The organism is Undibacterium sp. Ji49W, from assembly GCF_049340205.1.
In the GTDB taxonomy this organism is placed as follows: Bacteria; Pseudomonadota; Gammaproteobacteria; order Burkholderiales; family Burkholderiaceae_D; genus Undibacterium.
This window is the reverse complement of record NZ_JBMPOW010000003.1, coordinates 49,353-70,507: the sequence shown is the minus strand read 5'-3', so window position 1 is coordinate 70,507 and position 21,155 is coordinate 49,353. Positions and strand designations below refer to the sequence as shown.

15 protein-coding genes and 1 tRNA gene are annotated in these 21,155 nt (G+C 52.1%); 6 read left to right on the top strand and 10 right to left on the bottom strand.

Features of this window, described 5'->3' with window-relative positions:
• Window positions 1–166: 166 nt before the first annotated feature.
• The 7 genes from lon to ACO0LK_RS04420 form a co-directional block, all read right to left on the bottom strand.
• A complete protein-coding gene (gene lon / locus ACO0LK_RS04450; RefSeq protein ID WP_186948738.1) occupies window positions 167–2,584 on the bottom strand; it encodes an endopeptidase La in 2,418 nt (805 codons plus the stop codon).
• 253 nt (window positions 2,585–2,837) lie between these two features.
• Entirely contained in the window at window positions 2,838–4,103 is a 1,266-nt protein-coding gene (clpX, locus tag ACO0LK_RS04445; protein WP_186948739.1) for an ATP-dependent Clp protease ATP-binding subunit ClpX, read from the bottom strand.
• Window positions 4,104–4,350: 247 nt separating this feature from the next.
• Window positions 4,351–4,977, bottom strand: a complete 627-nt coding sequence (gene clpP / locus ACO0LK_RS04440; protein ID WP_422972581.1) for an ATP-dependent Clp endopeptidase proteolytic subunit ClpP — start codon at window positions 4,975–4,977, stop codon at window positions 4,351–4,353.
• Between the two features lie 16 nt (window positions 4,978–4,993).
• Window positions 4,994–6,343: a trigger factor gene (gene tig, locus ACO0LK_RS04435; RefSeq protein WP_422972580.1), complete on the bottom strand. Its 1,350-nt coding sequence runs from the start codon at window positions 6,341–6,343 to the stop codon at window positions 4,994–4,996.
• 28 nt (window positions 6,344–6,371) lie between these two features.
• Window positions 6,372–6,458 (bottom strand) — tRNA-Leu (locus tag ACO0LK_RS04430).
• Between the two features lie 291 nt (window positions 6,459–6,749).
• A complete protein-coding gene (locus ACO0LK_RS04425) occupies window positions 6,750–9,845 on the bottom strand; it encodes an efflux RND transporter permease subunit (RefSeq protein WP_422972578.1) in 3,096 nt (1,031 codons plus the stop codon).
• Window positions 9,842–11,029 carry an efflux RND transporter periplasmic adaptor subunit gene (locus tag ACO0LK_RS04420; protein WP_422972576.1) on the bottom strand — a complete coding sequence of 396 codons (1,188 nt, stop codon included), beginning with the start codon at window positions 11,027–11,029 and terminating at the stop codon, window positions 9,842–9,844. The genes ACO0LK_RS04425 and ACO0LK_RS04420 overlap by 4 nt, the downstream gene beginning before the upstream one ends.
• Window positions 11,030–11,420: 391 nt before the next feature.
• Here ACO0LK_RS04420 and hpnC point away from each other — a divergent pair, with 391 nt between their 5' ends.
• The 3 genes from hpnC to ACO0LK_RS04405 all read left to right on the top strand — a co-directional run bounded on the left by hpnC (window position 11,421) and on the right by ACO0LK_RS04405 (window position 13,631).
• The gene (gene hpnC, locus ACO0LK_RS04415) at window positions 11,421–12,254 is read left to right on the top strand and encodes a squalene synthase HpnC (RefSeq protein WP_422972574.1); all 834 of its coding nucleotides are present in this window, start codon (window positions 11,421–11,423) and stop codon (window positions 12,252–12,254) included.
• Between the two features lie 334 nt (window positions 12,255–12,588).
• The gene (locus tag ACO0LK_RS04410) at window positions 12,589–12,882 is read left to right on the top strand and encodes a hypothetical protein (RefSeq protein ID WP_422972572.1); all 294 of its coding nucleotides are present in this window, start codon (window positions 12,589–12,591) and stop codon (window positions 12,880–12,882) included.
• Between the two features lie 17 nt (window positions 12,883–12,899).
• Complete coding sequence (locus ACO0LK_RS04405; protein ID WP_422972570.1) at window positions 12,900–13,631, top strand: M24 family metallopeptidase; 732 nt, start codon at window positions 12,900–12,902, stop codon at window positions 13,629–13,631.
• 176 nt (window positions 13,632–13,807) lie between these two features.
• On the opposite strand, the gene ACO0LK_RS04400 is transcribed toward ACO0LK_RS04405, so the two are convergent.
• The gene (locus ACO0LK_RS04400) at window positions 13,808–14,590 is read right to left on the bottom strand and encodes a hypothetical protein (RefSeq protein ID WP_422972568.1); all 783 of its coding nucleotides are present in this window, start codon (window positions 14,588–14,590) and stop codon (window positions 13,808–13,810) included.
• Between the two features lie 451 nt (window positions 14,591–15,041).
• Between ACO0LK_RS04400 and hpnD the strand changes: the two genes are divergently transcribed.
• Together hpnD and hpnE are read left to right on the top strand one after the other, a co-directional pair.
• Window positions 15,042–15,875 (top strand): presqualene diphosphate synthase HpnD, encoded by an 834-nt coding sequence (gene hpnD / locus ACO0LK_RS04395; RefSeq protein ID WP_422972566.1) that lies wholly within the window; start codon window positions 15,042–15,044, stop codon window positions 15,873–15,875.
• Window positions 15,868–17,235, top strand: coding sequence for a hydroxysqualene dehydroxylase HpnE (gene hpnE / locus ACO0LK_RS04390; RefSeq protein ID WP_422972564.1), 1,368 nt, complete (start codon window positions 15,868–15,870; stop codon window positions 17,233–17,235). Before hpnD ends, hpnE begins: the two co-directional genes overlap by 8 nt.
• Window positions 17,236–17,241: 6 nt before the next feature.
• On the opposite strand, the gene radA is transcribed toward hpnE, so the two are convergent.
• Complete coding sequence (gene radA / locus ACO0LK_RS04385; RefSeq protein WP_422972562.1) at window positions 17,242–18,621, bottom strand: DNA repair protein RadA; 1,380 nt, start codon at window positions 18,619–18,621, stop codon at window positions 17,242–17,244.
• Between the two features lie 216 nt (window positions 18,622–18,837).
• Between radA and lplT the strand changes: the two genes are divergently transcribed.
• Complete coding sequence (gene lplT, locus ACO0LK_RS04380; protein WP_422972560.1) at window positions 18,838–20,100, top strand: lysophospholipid transporter LplT; 1,263 nt, start codon at window positions 18,838–18,840, stop codon at window positions 20,098–20,100.
• Window positions 20,101–20,164: 64 nt separating this feature from the next.
• Here the strand turns inward: lplT and ACO0LK_RS04375 are convergent, their stop codons facing one another.
• Window positions 20,165–21,154 (bottom strand): DUF1853 family protein, encoded by a 990-nt coding sequence (locus ACO0LK_RS04375; protein WP_422972558.1) that lies wholly within the window; start codon window positions 21,152–21,154, stop codon window positions 20,165–20,167.
• Window position 21,155 lies beyond the last annotated feature (1 nt).

The following is a 21,155-nucleotide window of genomic DNA, read 5'->3' as shown; positions in this document are numbered from 1 at the left end:
GAATCATAGATTAAATTGAATCCGTGTTTAAGGAAAATTTAACATCGCAGCTACCACATAGCGGAATCAAACTACCGACAAAAAAATCGCCCGATTCAAAAATCGGGCGATTTCATTTTTCTATTGCCAGTGCTTGGCTGGCAAGCACCAACAAATGCTGATTAACTTAGTGCTTTACCACCGTCGTATCCGCTGGTGTTTCTGGCGTTGCTGGTGTTGCTGCGGCAGCTACGGGGACCGGCTCGTCAACCAAAGGAACCGGCTGGGTTTCCAGTGCGATTTCCAGGACTTTGTCTATCCAGCGTACCGGGATAATTTCCAGTTTGTTTTTGACGTTGTCCGGGATCTCTGCCAGATCCTTGGCGTTTTCTTCTGGTATCAGCACGGTCTTGATACCACCGCGATGCGCAGCCAGCAATTTCTCTTTCAGGCCACCGATAGGCAATACTTCGCCGCGCAGTGTGATCTCGCCTGTCATGGCGACATCGGCACGAACCGGGATGCCGGTGAACACAGACACCAGCGCCGTGGTCATGGCGATACCGGCAGACGGACCGTCTTTCGGTGTGGCACCTTCTGGCACGTGGATATGAATATCACTCTTCTCGAATACATCGGCCTTGATACCCAGACGCTTGGCGCGGCTGCGCACCACGGTGCGGGCTGCCTCGATCGATTCTTTCATGACATCGCCCAGGGTACCTGTACGAATGACACCGCCTTTACCTGGCATGGCAACGGCTTCTATGGTCAGCAGATCGCCGCCCACTTCAGTCCAGGCCAGACCAACTACCTGGCCGATCTGGTTGTCTTTAACGGCGACGCCAAAGTCATAGCGACGCACACCCAGGTATTTATCCAGATTTTTGGAATTGACCGTGGCTTTTTTCTCGGTCTTCTTCAGCAAGAGCATTTTCACGACCTTGCGACAAATCTTGGAGATTTCCCTTTCCAGCGAACGCACACCGGCTTCACGGGTGTAATAGCGAATGATGTCGCGTATCGCACTTTCGGCCACGGTAATTTCGCCTTCTTTCAAACCATTGTTCTTGATTTGCTTGGGCAGCAAATAACGCTGGGCAATGCTGGTTTTTTCATCTTCGGTATAACCCGACAGACGTATCACTTCCATCCGATCCAGCAAAGCTGGCGGAATATTATAGGAGTTGGACGTCGCCACAAACATCACATCAGACAGATCGAAATCAACTTCGATATAGTGATCCGAGAAGGTATGATTTTGCTCAGGGTCCAGTACCTCCAGCAAGGCAGACGAAGGGTCGCCACGGAAGTCTGCACCCATCTTGTCCACTTCATCCAGCAGGAAAAGCGGATTACGCACACCGACCTTGGACAGGCTTTGCAGAATCTTGCCTGGCATGGAGCCGATGTAGGTACGACGGTGACCGCGAATTTCAGCCTCGTCACGCACGCCACCCAGGGCCATGCGCACGAACTTGCGGTTCGTGGCACGGGCGATGGATTGCCCCAGCGAGGTCTTACCCACGCCCGGAGGGCCTACCAGACACAGGATAGGCGCTTTAAGCTTGTCGACGCGCTGTTGTACTGCAAGATATTCCAGGATGCGTTCTTTGACCTTATCGAGGCCAAAGTGTTCGTCTTCCAGTACTTTTTCAGCATTCGTCAAATCATTATTGACCTTGGATTTTTTCTTCCATGGCAGATTGACGATGGTGTCGATGTAATTGCGCACGACGGTGGCTTCTGCCGACATCGGTGACATCATTTTGAGTTTTTTCAACTCATTCTGTGCCTTGTCGCGGGCTTCTTTAGGCATCTTGGCGGCCAGGATTTTTTTCTCCAGTTCGTCAATATCGGCGCCCTCTTCACCTTCGCCCAGTTCTTTCTGGATGGCCTTGACCTGTTCGTTCAGGTAGTACTCGCGCTGGGATTTCTCCATCTGGCGCTTGACGCGACCACGGATACGCTTTTCAACTTGCAGAATATCGAGTTCACCTTCCAGCTGCCCCAGCAAATGCTCAAGGCGTTTGGAGACACTGAAGATTTCCAGGATCACCTGTTTCTGTTCCAGCTTCAATGGAAGATGGGCAGCAATGGTGTCAGCCAGGCGACCGGCATCATCAATACCGGACAGGGATGCCAAGATTTCTGGCGGGATTTTTTTGTTCAGTTTGACGTATTGATCAAACTGCTGAACGATGGCGCGACGCATCGCTTCCACTTCAGATTCATCACCCTCATCCAGAGCGACAGGTGTCAGATCTGCGAAAAAGTGGGATTCGGAATCATGGATCTTGTGTATGCGCGCACGTTGAGCACCTTCGACCAGTACCTTGACGGTACCGTCTGGCAACTTCAGCATTTGCAGGATATTGGCAATACAGCCAATTTCATAAATATCATCTGCCGAAGGTTCGTCCTTGGCAGCGGCTTTCTGAGCGGCAAGCATAATGCTCTTGCCTTGATCCATGGCAGCTTCCAGGGCCTTGATGGATTTTGGACGCCCCACAAACAGGGGAATCACCATGTGCGGGAATACAACAACATCACGCAGTGGCAACAACGGCAGTTGGGTTTGTTCGGTTATCAGAGTAGTCGTCATGGCGCACCTTTCATAAATACTGGTTAACAATGTTGGCGCACTGGGCGGAAACACAAGCCCATTCTGGAAAAAAACAATAAAAAAAGCCACACAGAGAGCTTCCCCGGGTAGCTTTACGATTGAAGCTGTTTTTGTTTTGTTAAATCATTGTACTTCGAATCAAATTAAAACAAAGAAATAAAGCATGAGAAACCAATAAAAAATGGGGAGTTGCCTCCCCATTAAGTTTTTTATGCGACATCAGTCAGGTGACTCAGGCACCAGCAACCTTGGGTTGCTCGTGGTAAATCAACAGTGGTTTCGCGCCATTGGTGATGGTGTTTTCATCAATGACCACTTTCTCCACGTTCTGATGGCTAGGCAGGTCATACATGACATCCAGCAAGGCGTGTTCCAGAATGGAACGCAAGCCACGGGCACCAGTCTTGCGCGCAATCGCCTTCTTGGCAATCGCTTGCAGGGCAGCAGGACGAATTTCCAGCTCTGTGCCTTCCATCTCCAGCAATTTTGCATATTGCTTGATCAAGGCGTTTTTAGGCTCGACCAGAATCTGTATCAGTGCAGCTTCGTCCAGTTCATTCAGTGTGGCAATGACGGGCAAACGGCCAACCAGTTCAGGGATCAGGCCAAACTTGATCAGATCTTGCGGTTCAGCGTCCTGCATGACGTCGCTGGCGCTCTTTTCTGCCTGGCTCTTGACGCTGGCAGAGAAACCTATGCCGCTGCGCTCAGAACGGTCGGAAATAATCTTGGCGAGGCCGTCAAACGCACCACCGCAAATGAACATGATGTTGGTGGTGTCGATCTGGATGAAATCCTGGTTAGGATGCTTACGGCCACCCTGTGGCGGCACTGATGCCATGGTACCTTCGACCAGTTTCAACAAGGCTTGCTGCACGCCTTCGCCGGATACGTCACGGGTAATCGACGGGTTGTCAGATTTACGAGAAATCTTGTCAATTTCATCGATATAAACAATACCCTTTTGCGCACGTTCGACTTCATAGTTGCAGTTTTGCAGCAACTTTTGAATGATGTTTTCTACGTCTTCACCAACATAGCCGGCTTCGGTCAGGGTAGTTGCATCGGCGATCACGAAAGGCACATTCAGCATGCGAGCCAGTGTTTGCGCCAGCAAGGTCTTACCAGAACCTGTCGGGCCGACCAGCAGAATATTACTCTTAGCCAGTTCGACATCATCTTTCTTGCCGAGGTGCTTCAGGCGCTTGTAATGGTTGTAAACCGCTACCGCGAGAATACGTTTGGCACCCATTTGGCCAATGACGTACTGGTCGAGCAGATCGGTGATCTCTTGCGGTGTTGGCAGTTCGGTTTTTGCACTGGCAATATTATCAATTTCGGACACTTCGTCACGAATGATGTCGTTGCACAAATCGATGCACTCATCGCAAATAAATACGGATGGCCCTGCAATCAGTTTTTTAACCTCATGCTGACTCTTGCCGCAAAACGAGCAATAGAGCAGCTTTTCTCCACTGGAGGATTTTTTATCGGGCATGATACGTATATAAAATAAACAAAATTAATCCATGAAGCCGGAGGATGACGGCCCTGTCAAATTGACCAGGCAGGGCTGCGATAAATCACAAACTTCTTCCGTACGCATATTACCTGCAAAAGCGGCTTTCGTCATGGCATCCAACTATTGCAGCCGAATTGTAGTCAAGCCCACGCAGTCATTATAGAACAGAATAAAAAAACGCCCGAACCATAGCGGAGCGGGCGTTTTATTTTTTCTATGCTGCTTACGCGCGATGAGCCAGTACCTTGTCGATCAGACCATATTCTGCTGCCGCATCGGCAGACATGAAATTGTCACGATCGGTATCTTTGGCGATCTGCTCCAGACTGCGCCCTGTGTTTTCTGCCAGGATGCCATTGAGGCGCTCACGCAAATAAAGAATTTCACGCGCCTGAATTTCAATATCAGAAGCCTGACCTTGGGCGCCACCCAGAGGTTGGTGGATCATGATACGTGAATTTGGCAGGGAGAAACGCTTACCCTTGGCACCCGCTGCCAGCAGGAAGGCACCCATGGATGCCGCCAGGCCAGTACACAGCGTAGATACATCAGGCTTGATGAACTGCATGGTGTCATAAATCGCCATACCGGCAGATACCGAACCACCGGGGGAGTTGATGTAAAGCGAAATATCCTTGTCTGGATTTTCGCTTTCCAAAAACAGCAATTGAGCAACGATGAGGTTAGCAGCCTGGTCATTGACCGGGCCGACCAGAAAAATCACACGTTCCTTGAGCAGACGGGAATAGATGTCGTAAGCACGCTCACCTCTGCCGCTCTGCTCTATCACCATAGGCACCATGCCCAGCATATTTGTGTCCAGTGCCGAATTACGGATGATGCCTGTCATGTGATTTCCTTTTTGCTTACGCTTGTGCGTTGTTGCCCATCAATTCATCGAAAGGCAGAACTTTGTCTGATACTTTCGCTTTACCCAGGACATAGTTAACGACGTTTTCTTCTAATACAAGGGCTTCGACTTCAGCCAGACGGTTGCGATCGCTAAAATAATATTTAACGACTTGCTGTGGGTCCTCGTAGCTTTGTGCGAAATCTTCAACTTGCGCCTTGATTTGCTCGGTTGTTGCTTGCAGGTTGTTAGCCTTGACCAGTTCAGCCAGGATCAAACCCAGACGTACGCGACGTTCTGCCTGTGCAGCAAACAGTTCTGTCGGGAATGGTACATCTTTTACGTTCATGCCGCGTTGCGCCATGTCCTGACGTGTCATTTCTGCCAGACGTTCGCCATCCTCGGCAACCAGGCTCTTAGGTACGTCAAATTCAACTGCCTTAACCAGCGCATCCATGACGCTTTCTTTGGTCTTGGACTTAACACGGCCACGCACTTCGCGTTCCAGATTGTCTTTGATGTCAGCGCGCATTTTGACCAGATCGCCATCTTCCACGCCCAGCATTTTTGCGAATTCGGAATCCACTTCAGGCATATGCGGCCATTCCAGCTTTTTCAGCGTTATGGTGAATTCTGCTGTTTTACCGGCAACATCCTTGCCATGGTAATCTTCAGGGAAAGCCAATGGGAAAGTCTTGGATTCGCCAACTTTCAAACCGATAGTTGCTGTTTCAAACTCAGGCAACATGCGGCCTTCGCCCAGAACGAAATTAAAGTCATCTGCCTTGCCGCCAGCGAATTCAACGCCGTCGATCTTGCCTACGAAATCAACTGTAGCACGGTCGCCATTTTGTGCGGACTGGTCTGCACCGCCGTCACCATGCGCGCCCTGCTCGCCTTTAACGTGGAAGTGCACGCGCTGTTTGCGCAGGATGTCGATGGTCTTGTCGATTTCAACATCAGTCACTTCGGACTTGACTTGTTCCACTTCAGCAACAGACAGATCACCGATGGTGATTTCTGGGTAAATTTCAAATGTTGCATCGAATGCCAGACTGCCTTCAGCAACATCAGCACCAGTTTTTGGTTCTATGCTTGGGTAGCCAGCAACGCGCAATTTGTTTTCATTGGCAGCAACAGAGAAAGCCTGACCGACTTTGTCGTTCAGCACTTCTGTTTCGACCTGGTAGCCATACTGGGCAGCGACCATTTTCATCGGCACTTTACCAGGACGGAAGCCAGGCGCTTTTGCTGTACGTGCACGCACTTTCAAACGCTTTTCAACTTCCGATTGCACGTCAGCGATCGGAAAAGAAATCGTTAAACGGCGTTCCAATTTATCTAAAGTTTCGACTGCAGTTGCCATGAAAATCGTCCAAATAGTAAAAATTCTGTGGTGCGAGGAGGGGGACTCGAACCCCCACACCATTGCTGGCGTCAGGACCTAAACCTGGTGCGTCTACCAATTTCGCCATCCTCGCGGGATGTTTATGTTGCAAACCGGCAAAGTATCAGAACAAGAGACCCTGTTCTGCACCGCCGGTACAAAAGCAAAGGGCGACCCGAAATTCAAGCGTCGCCCAAAACTGATGTATGTGGCATTACAACTCCAGCCCGATATTCTACTGGATTTTATTCGGCCGTGCCTTATTTTTTTAAATACAGCCAAAAACCCTTCTAGCCGCCTGCCCGCCCCGGCCACAGACGAAAAAGCCCTTGCCTGCATACAAACACAGGCAAGGGCTTTTGCGTTGAAACTATTTATACATAAATCACGCGGGCTTCTTGACGCGGAACCATGCTGCATACAATGCTGGCAAGAACAACAGGGTCAGCGCCGTAGCGATGATGAGGCCACCCATGATGGCAACCGCCATCGGGCCCCAGAATACGGAGCGCGACAAAGGTATCATCGCCAGCACCGCAGCGGCGGCTGTCAGGATGATGGGGCGGAAACGACGCACAGCCGATTCCACGATCGCATCCCACGGTGCAGCACCCTCACGGATGTCATGCTCGATCTGGTCGATCAGGATCACCGAGTTACGGATGATCATGCCGAACAGGGCAATCACGCCAAGCTGGGCCACAAAACCGAATGGACGTTGCAAGATCAGCAAAGCCATTGCCGCACCGGCCACTCCCAAAGGCCCGGTCAGGAACACCAGCAATGAACGCGAGAAGCTATGCAGTTGCAACATCAGCAAGGTAAAGATGATAAACACCACCAATGGTACGTTAGCTGCAATCGATTCCTGCGCCTTGCCACTGTCGGCTGCGGCACCGGCCAGTTCTATCTTGTAACCCGGCAAGAGGCTGGCGCGGATTTGATCGAGCTTGGGTGAAATCTGGCTGGATACCGTCGGCCCCTGTATACCATCCACCACGTCAGACTGTACGGTAACCGCCCATTCGCGACCTTCACGCCAGACCACACCAGGTTCCCACACCAGGGAAATGCGTGCAACTTGCGATAAAGGCACGTATTTACCGCTGCCAGTCGGGATATTGGCGTTGCTGAGCGCTTCCACGGTAGAACGTTCATCTACAGGCTGGCGTACGGCAATATCGATCAGCTTGTTGCCATCACGGAATTGCCCAACCGTAGTGCCAGTCAGAATGGTATTGGCAGCACGCATCACCGTTTGCGAGGTAATACCCAGCATACGCAACTTATCCTGATCAAGGTCTATCCTGACGACTTTCACGGATTCATTCCAGTTGTCATTCACACCAACAGTATTCGCATTAGCGCGCATGACTTCTTTGACGCGATCAGCAATTTCCCTGACCTTGGTCACTTCCAGGCCAGATACGCGGAATTGCACAGGGTAAGGAACCGGTGGTCCATTTGGCAACAATTTCACACGACCACGCACTTCAGGGAAGTCAGTTTTAAAGACATCAATGATTTTTAAACGCAATGCAGCACGCGCCTTCAAATCCTTGGGCAAGACCACGATCTGCGATACGTTAGTCTGCGGGAAAATCTGATCCAGCGGCAAATAGAAACGCGGGCTACCGGTACCCACATAGCTGGTAACGCTGTCCACACCTTCCTGCTTCTGGATAAAGGCTTCAAATTTCTTGGCTTGCGCTTCTGTTGCAGCGAAGGATGAACCTTCAGGCAGCCACAGTTCCACCATCAATTCCAGACGGCTGGAATCAGGGAAGAATTGCTGCTCAATAAACTTGAACCCGAATACACCCAGACCAAACACACCCAGGGTAATGATGATGGTGGTTTTGCGCCATTCCACACACCAGTTCACCATGGCGCGGAAGCGGCTGTAAAACGGCGAATCAAATATCTCATGTTCGCTACCACCAGAACCACCATGCGGCTTCACCTTCAACAGCAGATAACCAAGATAAGGCGTAAAAATAACCGCCGCCAGCCAGGAAATGATCAAGGCAAGCGCATTCACGGAAAACATGGAGAAGGTATATTCACCCGCTGCCGACTTGGCCAGACCAATCGGCAAGAAGCCTGCCGCCGTGATCAGGGTACCGGTCAGCATAGGCATCGCGGTAGAGGTATAGGCAAAGGTTGCGGCATCAAAACGCGAGAAGCCTTCTTCCATTTTCCTGACCATCATCTCGACCGCAATAATGGCATCGTCCACCAGCAAACCCAGGGCAATGATCAGCGCGCCCAGCGATATCTTGTGCAGATCGATATCAAAAATACGCATGAACAGGAAGGTAATCGCCAATACCAGTGGTATCGTCAAGCCCACCACCAGACCCGGCCAGATATCCAGACGGAATGGCTTGGTATGCAAGCCCAGGGCCAGGAAGCTGACTGCCAGCACGATAACAACAGCCTCGATCAGGGTATGAATAAATTCACCTACCGATGACGTCACCGCATCCGGTTGATTGGACACTTGCTCAAGCTTGATACCCACCGGCAGTTTGGCCTTGATGATGGCGACATCATGCTGGAGATTTTTACCCAGCTCGATAATGTTGCCGCCCTTTTCCATGGAAATGCCAAGTCCCACAACTTCCTTGCCATTAAAGCGCATCTTGTCTTGTGGCGGGTTCTTGTATTCACGCTTGACGGTCGCAAAATCACCAAGACGGAAGGTGGTTCCGTTAGCACGCAATTGCAGGCTTTCCAGGTCTTTCACCGTCATCAGGGCGCCAGTTACACGCACTTGCAGGTTATCGCTGGATGTCGTCAGCACACCGGTACCTTCAATACCGTTTTGGGAACTGATCTGCCCGACTATCGCATCAAAGGGAACGCCAAGTTGCGAGAATTTTTTCTGGGAAAATTCAATATTGATTTTCTCATCCTGCACACCAAACAGCTCTACCTTGGATACGGAAGGGATACGCAAGAATTGCTGGCGTACATAGTCAGCATATTCCTTGACTTCTTCATACTTGAAGCCGTCACCGGACAGGGCAAAGATAGACCCATAGGTATCACCGAATTCATCATTGAAGAACGGCCCCTGCACGCCTGGCGGCAAGGTCGCCTTGATGTCGCCTATCTTCTTGCGCACCTGATACCAGGATTGTGCGGTTTCCTTGGGCGGTGTCGATTCGCGCAATTGCAGGATGATCAGCGTTTCACCAGGTTTTGAATAGCTGCGTATCTTGTCGATATACGGTGTTTCCTGGAGCTTTTTTTCCAGCTTGTCGGTGACCTGATCGGCCATCTGCAAGGCAGTGGCACCCGGCCAGATCGCCCTGACCACCATGGCACGGAAAGTAAACGGCGGATCTTCATCCTGCCCCAGTTTGCTGTAACTGAGTATGCCACCCAGCAAGAGCACGACGATCAGATAACGCGTTAGCGGTATATGCTCTAGCGCCCACCTGGATAAATTGAATCCACGGGAAGAATCACTCATTTCGCAGCTCCCGCAGCGGCATCAGCCACTTTGGCTGGCGCAGCAGGATTAGCAGAAGCAGCCGGTGCTTCAACACCAAGGATAGTCACTTTCTGACCATTTTTCAGTTGATTGACGCCCGCAGTCACCACTACCTGGCCTGGCTTGACACCACCAGCCAGCAATACTTCTTCGCCAGATGAACCGGCGACCTGCACCGGCACCAGCCTGACCACGCCAGACTCCACCAACCAGACCGATGACGTATTCTTTTCCTGGAACATGGCGGTCAATGGCACCCTGATGGTGCTAGCGGGATTTTTGGCATTGAAGCTGACAAAGGCTGTCATGCCCAGTTGCACATTCTTGACATCACCACTCAGGCTAACCTTGGCAGTAAAGGTGCGGGTAACGGGATCAGCAATAGGTGACAATTCGCGCAATTTGCCGGGAATAGTCTGCCCAGGGCTAGCCCACAAGCGCACATTGACATCGGTCATCTGACGGATGGAGTTGATCTTGTCTTCCGGAATACCAACCACGACATCCAGATCACCCGTTTGCGCTACGCGCACGACCGGCGTGCCGGCAGTGACAACCTGACCGATTTCAGCATCCAGACCGGTAACGACACCATCCACATCGGCTACCAGACTGGTATAGCCAGACTGGTTGGCCTGATTTTTATAGGCAGCCAGCGCCTGTTCATAGCTGGACTGGGCAGATTTGGCGGCCACTTCTTTGCCATCCAGCACGGAAGCAGCAACAAAATTCTTGGAACGCAGGTCCTGGTAACGCTTCAGCTCAGCCACTGCCAGGTCGCGGTTGCTTTCTGCCGCTGCCAACCCTGCTTTGGCCTGCATCTGCGCCAATGCCAGATCTTGCGGATCAAGCTGCATCAGCAACTGGCCACGCTTGACCACTGCACCGACATCAACCTTGCGCGACACGATTTTGCCGGCAACGCGAAAGCCCAGACGAGATTCGATACGTGGCCTGACTTCACCCGGCAATTCGGAATTGATATCGACATTGCTGGATGCCAGGGTAATCGTCCGTACCGGGCGAATATCTTCGGTTTTTTCAGCAGGTTTGGAACAAGCCAGCAACAAGGCCGCAGAAGCGAAGGCGACGGCGTAAGTAACAACGCGCCTGCCAGCCAACTGCCGCGCCTGAGGATGATTGGTAGTTTCTGGTGTTAACACAGGAGTTTTCCTTTACTATGCAGGCTTTCCAAGCCGGGATGAAACGAGTAAAAAACCTAAACAGTACACTTACGCAAGACCGCCCCAACTGCGCTACGGCACCAGGCCGTAAACTTCGGGACAATGTTGCGTAAGTCCTATTTAAAGATGATGAATCTTGCCGGACTTCAGGCATGACCAGATTTCTTGATTTTTTATAATATTTATCTGCTACCATCAAATAAATGACTTTGCGGTTAGTAATTATAGTTAAGCATCTTGTTTTTGCCAATGACTTTTCAGTCATTAAGCTTTTCAGCCATTTTTTGCCCGGCATCAGCCACTTGAAGTGCGGCGAATAGGGCACAAAATACGTTTGAACACAGACCAACCAAGACCAACCAAGCCAACCATGCCTGCTGCGCCCGACGCTACCCAAGCCTCCAAACATTACGAAAACTTTCCCGTTGCATCCCTGCTGATGCCAGCCAGGCTACGGCCAGCGGTAAATGTCATTTATGCATTTGCCCGCAGCGCCGACGATATTGCAGATGAAGGTGATGCCAGCCCCGAAGAGAGGCTGCGCCAGTTGGCAGCCTATGAAGCAGAACTCGACAGCATAGAGAAAAATAGTAGCAGCGAATCGCAACTATTCAAGGCACTGGCCGGGGTGATACACAAATATGCGCTACCCCTGCAAAGTTTTCGGGACTTGCTGTCAGCGTTTAAACAGGATGTGGTAACGACCCGGTATGCGGATTTTCCTGGCCTGCTGGATTATTGCGCGCGCTCGGCCAGCCCGGTGGGCACGCTGATGCTGCATTTGTACGGTGAAGCCAGCGCAGACAATCTGCGTGATTCGGATGCCATTTGCAGCGCCCTGCAAATCATCAATTTTTGGCAGGATGTCGCCGTCGACTGGCAAAAACAGCGCATTTACTTGCCACAGGATGATCTCAGCCGCTTTGGCATTGGCGAGCAACAGATCGCCAACGGGGTATTGAATGAAGACTGGCGCAATCTCATGCGCTTCCAGATTGCCCGCGCCAGAACGATGATGCTGTCCGGCAGTGGGCTGGCGAAACGTTTGCCAGGCCGGCTGGGCTGGGAACTGCGACTGGTTGTGCAGGGTGGCTTGCGCATCCTGGAAAAAATCGAGGCCGTGCAATACGATGTATTTCATCAGCGGCCCAAACTGGGCAAAACTGACTGGATTCGCCTGGCCTGGCGCGCCTATCAGATGTAGCACACATTTAGCACACAGTTAGCACACGTGGGCACACGTGGGCACACATGCAGAGCACATGTAGGACATCAGTTGACCCAAGCGTGCATCTACACTTTTTTGTTGTGGATGAAAACAAACGCAACGATTAGTAACAAATCAATCCGAATTTATACGGATAGACATAGTAGTTATTGCAGAATGAACTTAAAATCATCTGCATGCACTAAGCTTGATGCGAAATGATGTGAAGGTGGCTGCAACGATCATTTTCATGCATTTCCTGCACTTCGATAGGTTACCGTCCTTGACACTGAATCACCCTCTTCTCTCCAACCGAAAACCGGAGCCAGTTTTGCTAACTTATCCATATCGCAGTGCGCTGCTGCTTTGCCTGCTTTCCTTGAATGGCTGTACTGTCATCGCGATTGCCGATGCGGCAGTATCCACCACGGTCAAAGTTGGCAGCGCAGTGGTCGGCACAGCGGTAGATGTAACGCGCGCCGGGGTCAGAGCCATTACACCCGGCACCCATGACAAAGCTGACGACGATAGCAATAACGCCGACGCAGACAGCAATGATGACCATGACAATGACAGCGGCGACAAAGATAGGTCTGACAGGCACCATCGCAGCACTCACGCATAACAAGACAAGTAAACAGATTGATCACTAGCCAAACCAAGCCCATCATGCCGACAGAAACACAAATCGAGCAACACCGTGTCGTCCAGGCTGCCGCCAAGGCAGTACTGGAACGTCTGGCAGGCATGATCACCGCCAAAGATACCGAGCAAAGCATCGCCGATAAAGCCTATGCCATGTTGTGTGAATGCGGCTATGCAGACACCTGGTACCACCAGTGCCCGGCCCTGGTGCTACTGGGGTCACGCAGTTGCGTTTCGATTTCTGGCCGCGATTATCAGCCCGGCACTGAACCGGTCGGCAGCGCCAATCTGATTACGGTTGATCTTAGTCCCACCAATGAACAATACTGGGGTGATTGCGCCCGCTCCTTCCCCGTCGAAGGTGGCAAGGTCACGCATGCACCGCAGATGCTGGAATTTCGCAACGGGCTGAGCTTTCTGAATCACCTGCATGCGCAAATGCCAGAGATGGTGACGCCAAAAACCACTTTCGGCCAGTTATTTGACTGGGCCAACCTGCGCATACGCCAAAACGGCTTCGTGAATCTGGATTACCGCAATAATGTCGGCCACAGCATCGTCACCAACAAGGACGACCGAGAATACATACAGTCAGACAACAAGATAGAACTGGGCGAAGTCCCGTTTTTCAGCTTCGAGCCCTTCATACGCCTGAAAGGCGGCAAATGGGGCTTCAAGCATGAAGGCATTTTCTATTTCAACGCCCAGGGCCGCCTGGAAGAATTGTAAGCTGCCCATCTTCTACCCCAGCTTAACACTGACGCTGCACACTGACACTGCATACAGACACACTCTTCTCACAGCTTTTCGCTGCTCCATAAAAAAATACAGCCATGCATATGCATGGCTGTATTTCGTTTACTTCTACACTTCATTTGCCTGCACAGATGCAGGCAAATGCCGCATCAGCTCTTGGCGCAAGTCACCGTGATATTGGCAGCAGCGGCAGCATTATTGAAATCAATAATACCGGTGCCATTGGCAACCTTACAGGTCTGGCCGCTAGGCTGGGTATCCACTGCGGCGACATACGACACGCCATTGAGCAGACTCCAGTTAAAGCCATATGTACCATCCAGCGTGACCGAGAACTTGTCGGCATAGGCATTGGCTGTATTGACCATGGTCAGTATCGTGCCCGCCGTCAGGCCTGTCACGGTAAACTTGACCGGCACCGCAGGCACACAGGTCACCACCGATGTCAGAGCAGCTGCCGTGTTGAGGATGTTGGCCGTACCTGTGCCATTGGCAACCGTACAGTATTGTGCTGCTGGCGGAATACCTACAGCAATCGTATAAGCACTACCGTTGACAACATAATTACCGAACAGGAAAGTACCATTGGACGATACAGTCGTTGACAAGCCAGTATTATTATTCACCAATACCAGCGAAGTGCTGTCTGCCAGGCCAGACAAGGTACCGCCGATAGGTACATTTGGAACGCAAGTCACGATAATATTCTTGACAGCTGCTTCGCTGCTCATCTTGCCCGTGCCATTGACTACGGTACAGTTCACTGTATTTGGTTGTGTCAGGACACTGATCGCATAGCTACCATTACTGGCAACGTTGAAAGAAAACGTGCCATCAGCAGTCAGGGTCTGGGTGTAATTGGCGTCATTACGCAATACAAGGGTATCACCCGAAGTGAGTCCCGTTACAGTACCACCCACTGTGGTATACACAAAGCCACCACAACCAGCAAGGATAAGTACCAGGCAAGTTATAATTCCTAAAAGTTTCGATTTATTCAAGATATTCGTCCGGATTGATAGAATTTTTCCAAAAGCAGCGCCCCACTAATACAGAGCGCACTATAATGCGCCCACTATTATACGAGCTAGCGTTGCCAAAGGAGACAATTCTTCATTGTGATTACATTCTGTTACGGCGCATATTACCATTAAACCAATGTTCATTCTGCATGGCGCAGGTAAATCGGGGTAAATGCGCACAGGACTATCACGACGAACTTTGCATGCGGCAGAATTTGTGGGCTTCGTCACAGTTTGCTAGCATTACAGCTTTTTGGCCATGTTTGGCTGTGTTTGGCCATGTTTGGCCATGTTTGACTATAGCAGCCTCCCTTTAACCAGATTTGCCCTGAACAATTCAGACTACCCCCGACTATCCAGCATGTCTCCAGACGAATATTGCCAGCAAAAAGCTGCACAAAGTGGTTCCAGCTTTTATTACAGTTTCCTGTTTTTGCCAGTTGCAAGGCGCCGCGCCATTACTGCGCTGTACGCCTTTTGCCGCGAGGTCGATGACGTGGTGGACGAAAGCACAGATGACATGGTGGCACGCAGCAAGCTGGGCTGGTGGCGCAAGGAAATCCAGGCCATGCTGGCGCAGCAACCCACCCACCCGGTGACCAAGGCATTGTTGCCGCACATGGCAGAGTATCAGCTGGACGGCGCGCACCTGCAAGCCATCATTGATGGCATGGAAATGGATTTGAATCAGACCCGTTATCTGGATTTTGCAGCCCTGCAAAAATACTGCTGGCATGTGGCCGGCGTGGTCGGCATCTTGTCTGCCAGTATTTTTGGCATCAAAAATCCACAAACGCGTGAATTTGCCGAAAAACTCGGCCTGGCTTTTCAGATGACCAATATCATTCGCGATGTCGGCGAAGATGCGCGCAAAGGCCGCATCTACCTGCCAGTGAATGAGTTACAGCAGTTTGCCGTCACCGCAGCCGACATTTTGAACGCCCGCCACAGTAACCAGTTTGAAAGCCTGATGCAATTCCAGTACGAACGTGCGCAGCGTCTGTACGATGAAGCCTTTGCCCTGCTGCCACCGGAAGACCGCAAGGCGCAAAGAACGGGCCTGATCATGGCAGCCATTTATCGCGCCCTGCTGGTAGAGATACAGCACGACGGTTTCCATGTTCTCAACCAGCGCATTTCACTGACGCCTATACGCAAGCTGTGGCTGGCCTGGAAAACCTACGTCCGTGGCTAAGTTGACCAGCACCCCGGCCAAATCAGTCGCCATCATCGGTGCCGGCTGGGCCGGTTGCGCCGCCGCTGTTGAACTGGCACAAGCCGGTGCCCGCATCACTCTGATAGAAGCAGGACGCCAGCTTGGCGGTCGCGCCCGTGGCGTCAGGCTGCATGGACATCAGCTAGACAATGGCCAGCACATCTTGCTGGGCGCGTATAGCGAAAGCCTGCGCCTGATGCGCAAGGCTGGTGTCGACCTGGACCAGGCATTATTGAAATTGCCGCTGCAAATGGTCTACCCCCAGCATGAAGATGGCATGTCTTTCATTGCCCCCAGGTTACCAGCGCCCCTGCATATGCTGGTGGCATTATGGAAAACCACAGGATTGAGTTTTGCCGACAAACAGGCTTTGGCGCGTTTTTCTACCACGGCACGCTGGATGAGCTGGCGGCTGCATGAAGATTGCAGCGTCACCGAATTGCTGGAACGTTTTGACCAGACAGAACGGCTATGCCGACTGATGTGGAACCCACTCTGCATCGCTGCCCTGAACACCCCGCCAGAACGCGCATCGGCCCAGGTATTCCTGAACGTGCTGCGCGATAGTCTGGGTGCCAGCCGCGCCGCCTCTGATATGCTGTTGCCACGCGTGGACCTGTCTGCACTGTTCCCCGACAAAGCCGCTGCTTTGGTGAGCAAACATGGCGGCCAGGTCTTGATGGGGCATACTGTCCAGGCCCTGCATCAGAATGCAGATGGCAAATGGCAGCTGGACATCAAACACAGCGAAGCCAACACTACCGACATGGCACCATTTGACAGCGTCATACTGGCCAGCGATTTCGCCAATGCAGGACGGCTGATGCAGCCATTGCCAGACCATACCGGCAACATGCCCGCCTTCGCCTACGAATCCATCACCACCTGCTATCTGCAATATGAGCAGACCGTACGCTTGCCGCGCCCCATGCTGGCCCTGCTGGACGACCCGGCACACAGCAAATGGGGGCAATATGTATTTGACCGTGGTCAACTGCATGACACGCAGGCGGGCCTGCTGGCAGTGGTGGTCAGCGCATCTGAACAGGCATGCGCGCTGGATCAGCAGCAACTGGCGCAAGAGATAGCAGCACAATTGGCCCACAGCCTGGGCATGCCCACCGTGCTGCAACCGCTATGGCATAAATGTATTTCAGAAAAACGTGCCACCTTCAGTTGCACACCCGCGTTGGAAAGGCCAGACAATCAAACGTCCAGCCCCGGCCTGTTTCTGGCAGGTGATTACACCAAAGGCGATTATCCGGCGACGCTGGAAGGTGCAGTGCGCAGTGGCGTTGCTGCCAGCAAGGCGGCGCTGGCATTTTTAAAAGCCAAATAAGGTTTCTTAACTGGCATCATCCACCTCACGTATCTTGGTCAACGCTTCTTCGATACGGTCCACACCAATAATGGTCAAGCCTTCGATTTTCTGTTTGGGCGCATTCGACTTGGGAATCATGGCGATGGAAAAGCCCAGCTTGGCTGCTTCACGCAAACGTTCCTGCCCGCGTGGTGCGGGCCGTATCTCTCCAGCCAGACCAACCTCGCCAAACACCACCAGCCCGCGCGGCAAGGGTTTGTTGCGCATGGAAGAATTAATCGCCAGCAACACCGCCAGATCGGCAGCAGGCTCGGCAATCTTGACACCACCCACGGCATTGATGAAGACATCCTGATCAAATGCTGCCACACCCGCATGGCGATGCAATACCGCCAGCAACATGGCCAGACGATTTTGCTCCAGCCCGACGGACAGGCGGCGCGCATTCGGCGCATGCGAGCTGTCAACCAGGGCCTGAATTTCAACCAGCAAGGGCCGCGTGCCTTCTTGCGTAACCATGACACAAGAGCCGGCGACCTGGGTATCATGTTGCGATAAAAACAGGGCCGAAGGATTCGATACCCCCTTCAGGCCTTTTTCTGTCATGGCAAACACGCCCAGCTCATTGACGGCACCAAAACGGTTCTTGATGGCCCGCACCAGGCGGAAGCTGGAATGCGTATCACCCTCAAAATACAAGACCGTATCCACAATATGTTCCAGCACCCTTGGCCCGGCCAGCGCCCCCTCTTTGGTGACATGGCCGACCAGTATCATGGTGATGTCCATGGTCTTGGCAACACGGGTCAGTTGCGCTGCACATTCACGCACCTGGGCAACGGAACCCGGTGCCGAACTCAGCGCATCCGAATACATGGTTTGTATGGAATCAATGACCACCACCTGCGGCTTGTGTTCTGCCAGGGTATTGAGGATTTTTTCCAACTGTATCTCGGCCTGTAATTGCAGGTCTTTGGCATCCAGCGACAGGCGTTTGGCACGTAGCGCAATTTGCGCACCGGATTCTTCGCCGCTGACATACAGCACTTTTTTGATACGCGCCATATTTGCCAGCGCCTGCAACAGCAGCGTTGATTTACCGATGCCGGGGTCACCACCGATCAACACCACGCCCCCCGGCACCAGGCCACCGCCCAGCACCCGGTCAAATTCATCAATGCCGGTACCAAAGCGCGGCACATCAATGGCTTCAATTTCAGCCAGGTTCAATACTGGCGCAGATTGCGCCAGGCCCTGTGGCTTGACAGAAAAACGATTGCCGACAGATTCGACGATGGTTTCAACCAGGGTATTCCACTGCCCGCAGGCCGGGCACTGACCAGCCCATTTATTGACGACCCCACCACATTCGGTGCAGGTGAAATTGGTTTTTGCTTTTGCCATTTTGCGCGCTAAAAAGTTGTGTGAATGCCATATCAGCATGACAGGTGAAACCTGCTGTTGACATTTGCTGCCTGAAAACATGTCAACGCAAACACTGATATTTTAACCAGTATTCATGATTTAGCTTGCCCTATTTCACAAATTCGCCGCAATTTTCATGGTATAAAGCATGCCAGTGACATTTTGTAGCAGGTAAATATCAAGCATGAATAAAGCATGAAGAGCGGTTTTTACACCATCATGGCGGCACAGTTTTTTTCATCACTGGCCGACAATGCCTTACTGATAGCCGCAATGGCACTGCTGGCGTCCATGCATTCGCCAACCTGGATGCCGCCGCTGTTGAAGTTATTCTTTGTTTTGTCTTACGTTTTGCTGGCCGCTTTCGTTGGTGCCTTTGCTGATTCGCTGCCCAAGGGCAAAGTCATGCTGATGACCAACATGATCAAGGTCGGGGGCTGCGCGCTGATGTTCTTCAACGTCCATCCTTTACTTGCGTATGCGGTAGTGGGCTTTGGCGCTGCTGCCTATTCACCAGCAAAATACGGCATATTGACTGAATTGCTGCCACCAGAAAAACTGGTTGCTGCCAATGGCTGGATAGAAGGCCTGACAGTCTCATCCATCATCCTGGGTACAGTATTGGGCGGCGCACTGGTGAACCCGCAGATATCCAGTGCCTTGCTGAACTTTGATTTCCCTGTACTTGATTTCAATATCACGACACCATCTGAAGCTGCATTGTGCGTTATCACCGCCTGTTATGGACTGGCAGCCCTGTTCAATATGCGGATTCCCGATACCGGTGCACGCTACGAACACCAGCAACGCAACCCCATCAAGCTGATCGTCGATTTTGCTGGCTGCTTTACAGTCTTGTGGAAAGACAAACTGGGCCAGATTTCTCTGTCAGTCACCACACTGTTCTGGGGTGCCGGTGCAACCTTGCAATTTATCGTCCTGAAATGGGCAGAAAAATCCCTGAACATGCAACTCGACCGGGCTGCCATCCTGCAAGGCGTGGTAGCAGTTGGCATTGCCCTTGGTGCGGTAGCTGCAGCCCGTTTTGTGCCCCTGAAAAAATCATTGAGCGTCATGCCGCTGGGTATCGCCATGGGCCTGGTCGTGACCACTATGGTGTTTGTACATAATGTTTGGATTGCTTACCCATTGCTGATACTGGTAGGTGCGCTGGCGGGTTATTTTGTGGTGCCAATGAATGCATTGTTGCAACATCGCGGCCATGTACTGATGAGCGCGGGCCACTCCATCGCCGTACAAAACTTCAATGAAAACCTGTCGGTCCTGACCATGCTGGCGCTGTATGCGCTGATGGTGTCACTGAACCTGGATATTCTGGTCGTCATCGTACTGTTTGGCATGTTCGTTGCCAGCACCATGTATCTGGTCATGCGCAAGCATGCAGCCAATCAGCGCGAATTTGATTCGCTGGCGCTGATAGGTGAACACAAACACTGAGCACAAACACTGAACACAAGCACTGATCTCAGTTACCAAGACGCGCCTGAGCGGCGCGTCAACTTCAAGTCCGCTTGATCTCCGCAGCACGCATGAACCAGTCAGCAGGCACGACCATACCGCGTCGGTATTCCTGCATCAAGCCCTCATTTTCCTGCATCAGAGCCAGCATGACCGGGGTTCCGGTCACATCAAAACTGGCCGCTATGGCCGCCATTACCTGGGCATTGCCCTGTGTCTGACCGGGCAATGCCTGCGCCGGCGCCAGCCAATCCAGCCTGTCGAGTATCAGCGCCTGGTCAATATCCAGCGACTGCAGGTCTTCCTGCGTCCAGATCAAGCCAAGGCAATGGCTGGCGTTCAATCCTGGCAAACCAGGCAGGTCAGACAGTTGCAGCGGCAAATCCTGCTCACGATAAAACAGCCAGCCCAGCACCAGCGCCTGTGCGGCACTTACTGCCTGTGGCAACAAGGGCTGAGCCAGCGGATGGCGTGACAACTGTAATTGCTGATCAATAATCTTGCTGATTTTTGCACCCAGGCTATCCGCCAGGTTAGGCCCCAAAAAATCATACAGAACGGCAGGCTCACCCGCTGCCACGGCAAGTTCAGTCCTGTGAAACAGATAAAACTTGGTTGCCAGTTCCAGATGTTGCAAGCTGCCATCCCTCTGCAGCAAAAAATCAAATTCACCTATGGTATTGGCCCCCTTGTTATTTACCTGCAAGCCATGGGCATGCAGCAGGCCGTGGGCTTGCAGATAAAATTCAAACAGGGTTTCGGCATACAGGCCAAGACGGCGATGTGCATGCCGTCCCAGCAATGTCAGCAAAGCAGCCGGATCATGATCCAGCGCTTGCAGCCAAGGTCGTAAAGCTGCTACATCGCTGACCGGTGGCCGGGCGATGGCCGCATGCCATAAGGGTGATTGTGCATCCAGCAAACCCGGCGCAGTCAGCATCCATGCCAGCGCACGCACATGGGGGTTGTGCAGATGTTGCCACTGCTGATGGAAATCAGCCTGACAAGCATCTACATTTTGCCTGCGTGACACG

Coding starts and splice junctions, on each gene's coding strand:
- clpX (WP_186948739.1), bottom strand. CDS start 4,103: ATGCCCGATAAAAAATCCTCCAGTGGAGAAAAGCTGCTCTATTGCTCG.
- radA (WP_422972562.1), bottom strand. CDS start 18,621: ATGGCAAAAGCAAAAACCAATTTCACCTGCACCGAATGTGGTGGGGTC.
- tig (WP_422972580.1), bottom strand. CDS start 6,343: ATGGCAACTGCAGTCGAAACTTTAGATAAATTGGAACGCCGTTTAACG.
- hpnD (WP_422972566.1), top strand. CDS start 15,042: ATGTCTCCAGACGAATATTGCCAGCAAAAAGCTGCACAAAGTGGTTCC.
- ACO0LK_RS04425 (WP_422972578.1), bottom strand. CDS start 9,845: ATGAGTGATTCTTCCCGTGGATTCAATTTATCCAGGTGGGCGCTAGAG.
- lplT (WP_422972560.1), top strand. CDS start 18,838: ATGAAGAGCGGTTTTTACACCATCATGGCGGCACAGTTTTTTTCATCA.
- hpnC (WP_422972574.1), top strand. CDS start 11,421: ATGCCTGCTGCGCCCGACGCTACCCAAGCCTCCAAACATTACGAAAAC.
- lon (WP_186948738.1), bottom strand. CDS start 2,584: ATGACGACTACTCTGATAACCGAACAAACCCAACTGCCGTTGTTGCCA.
- clpP (WP_422972581.1), bottom strand. CDS start 4,977: ATGACAGGCATCATCCGTAATTCGGCACTGGACACAAATATGCTGGGC.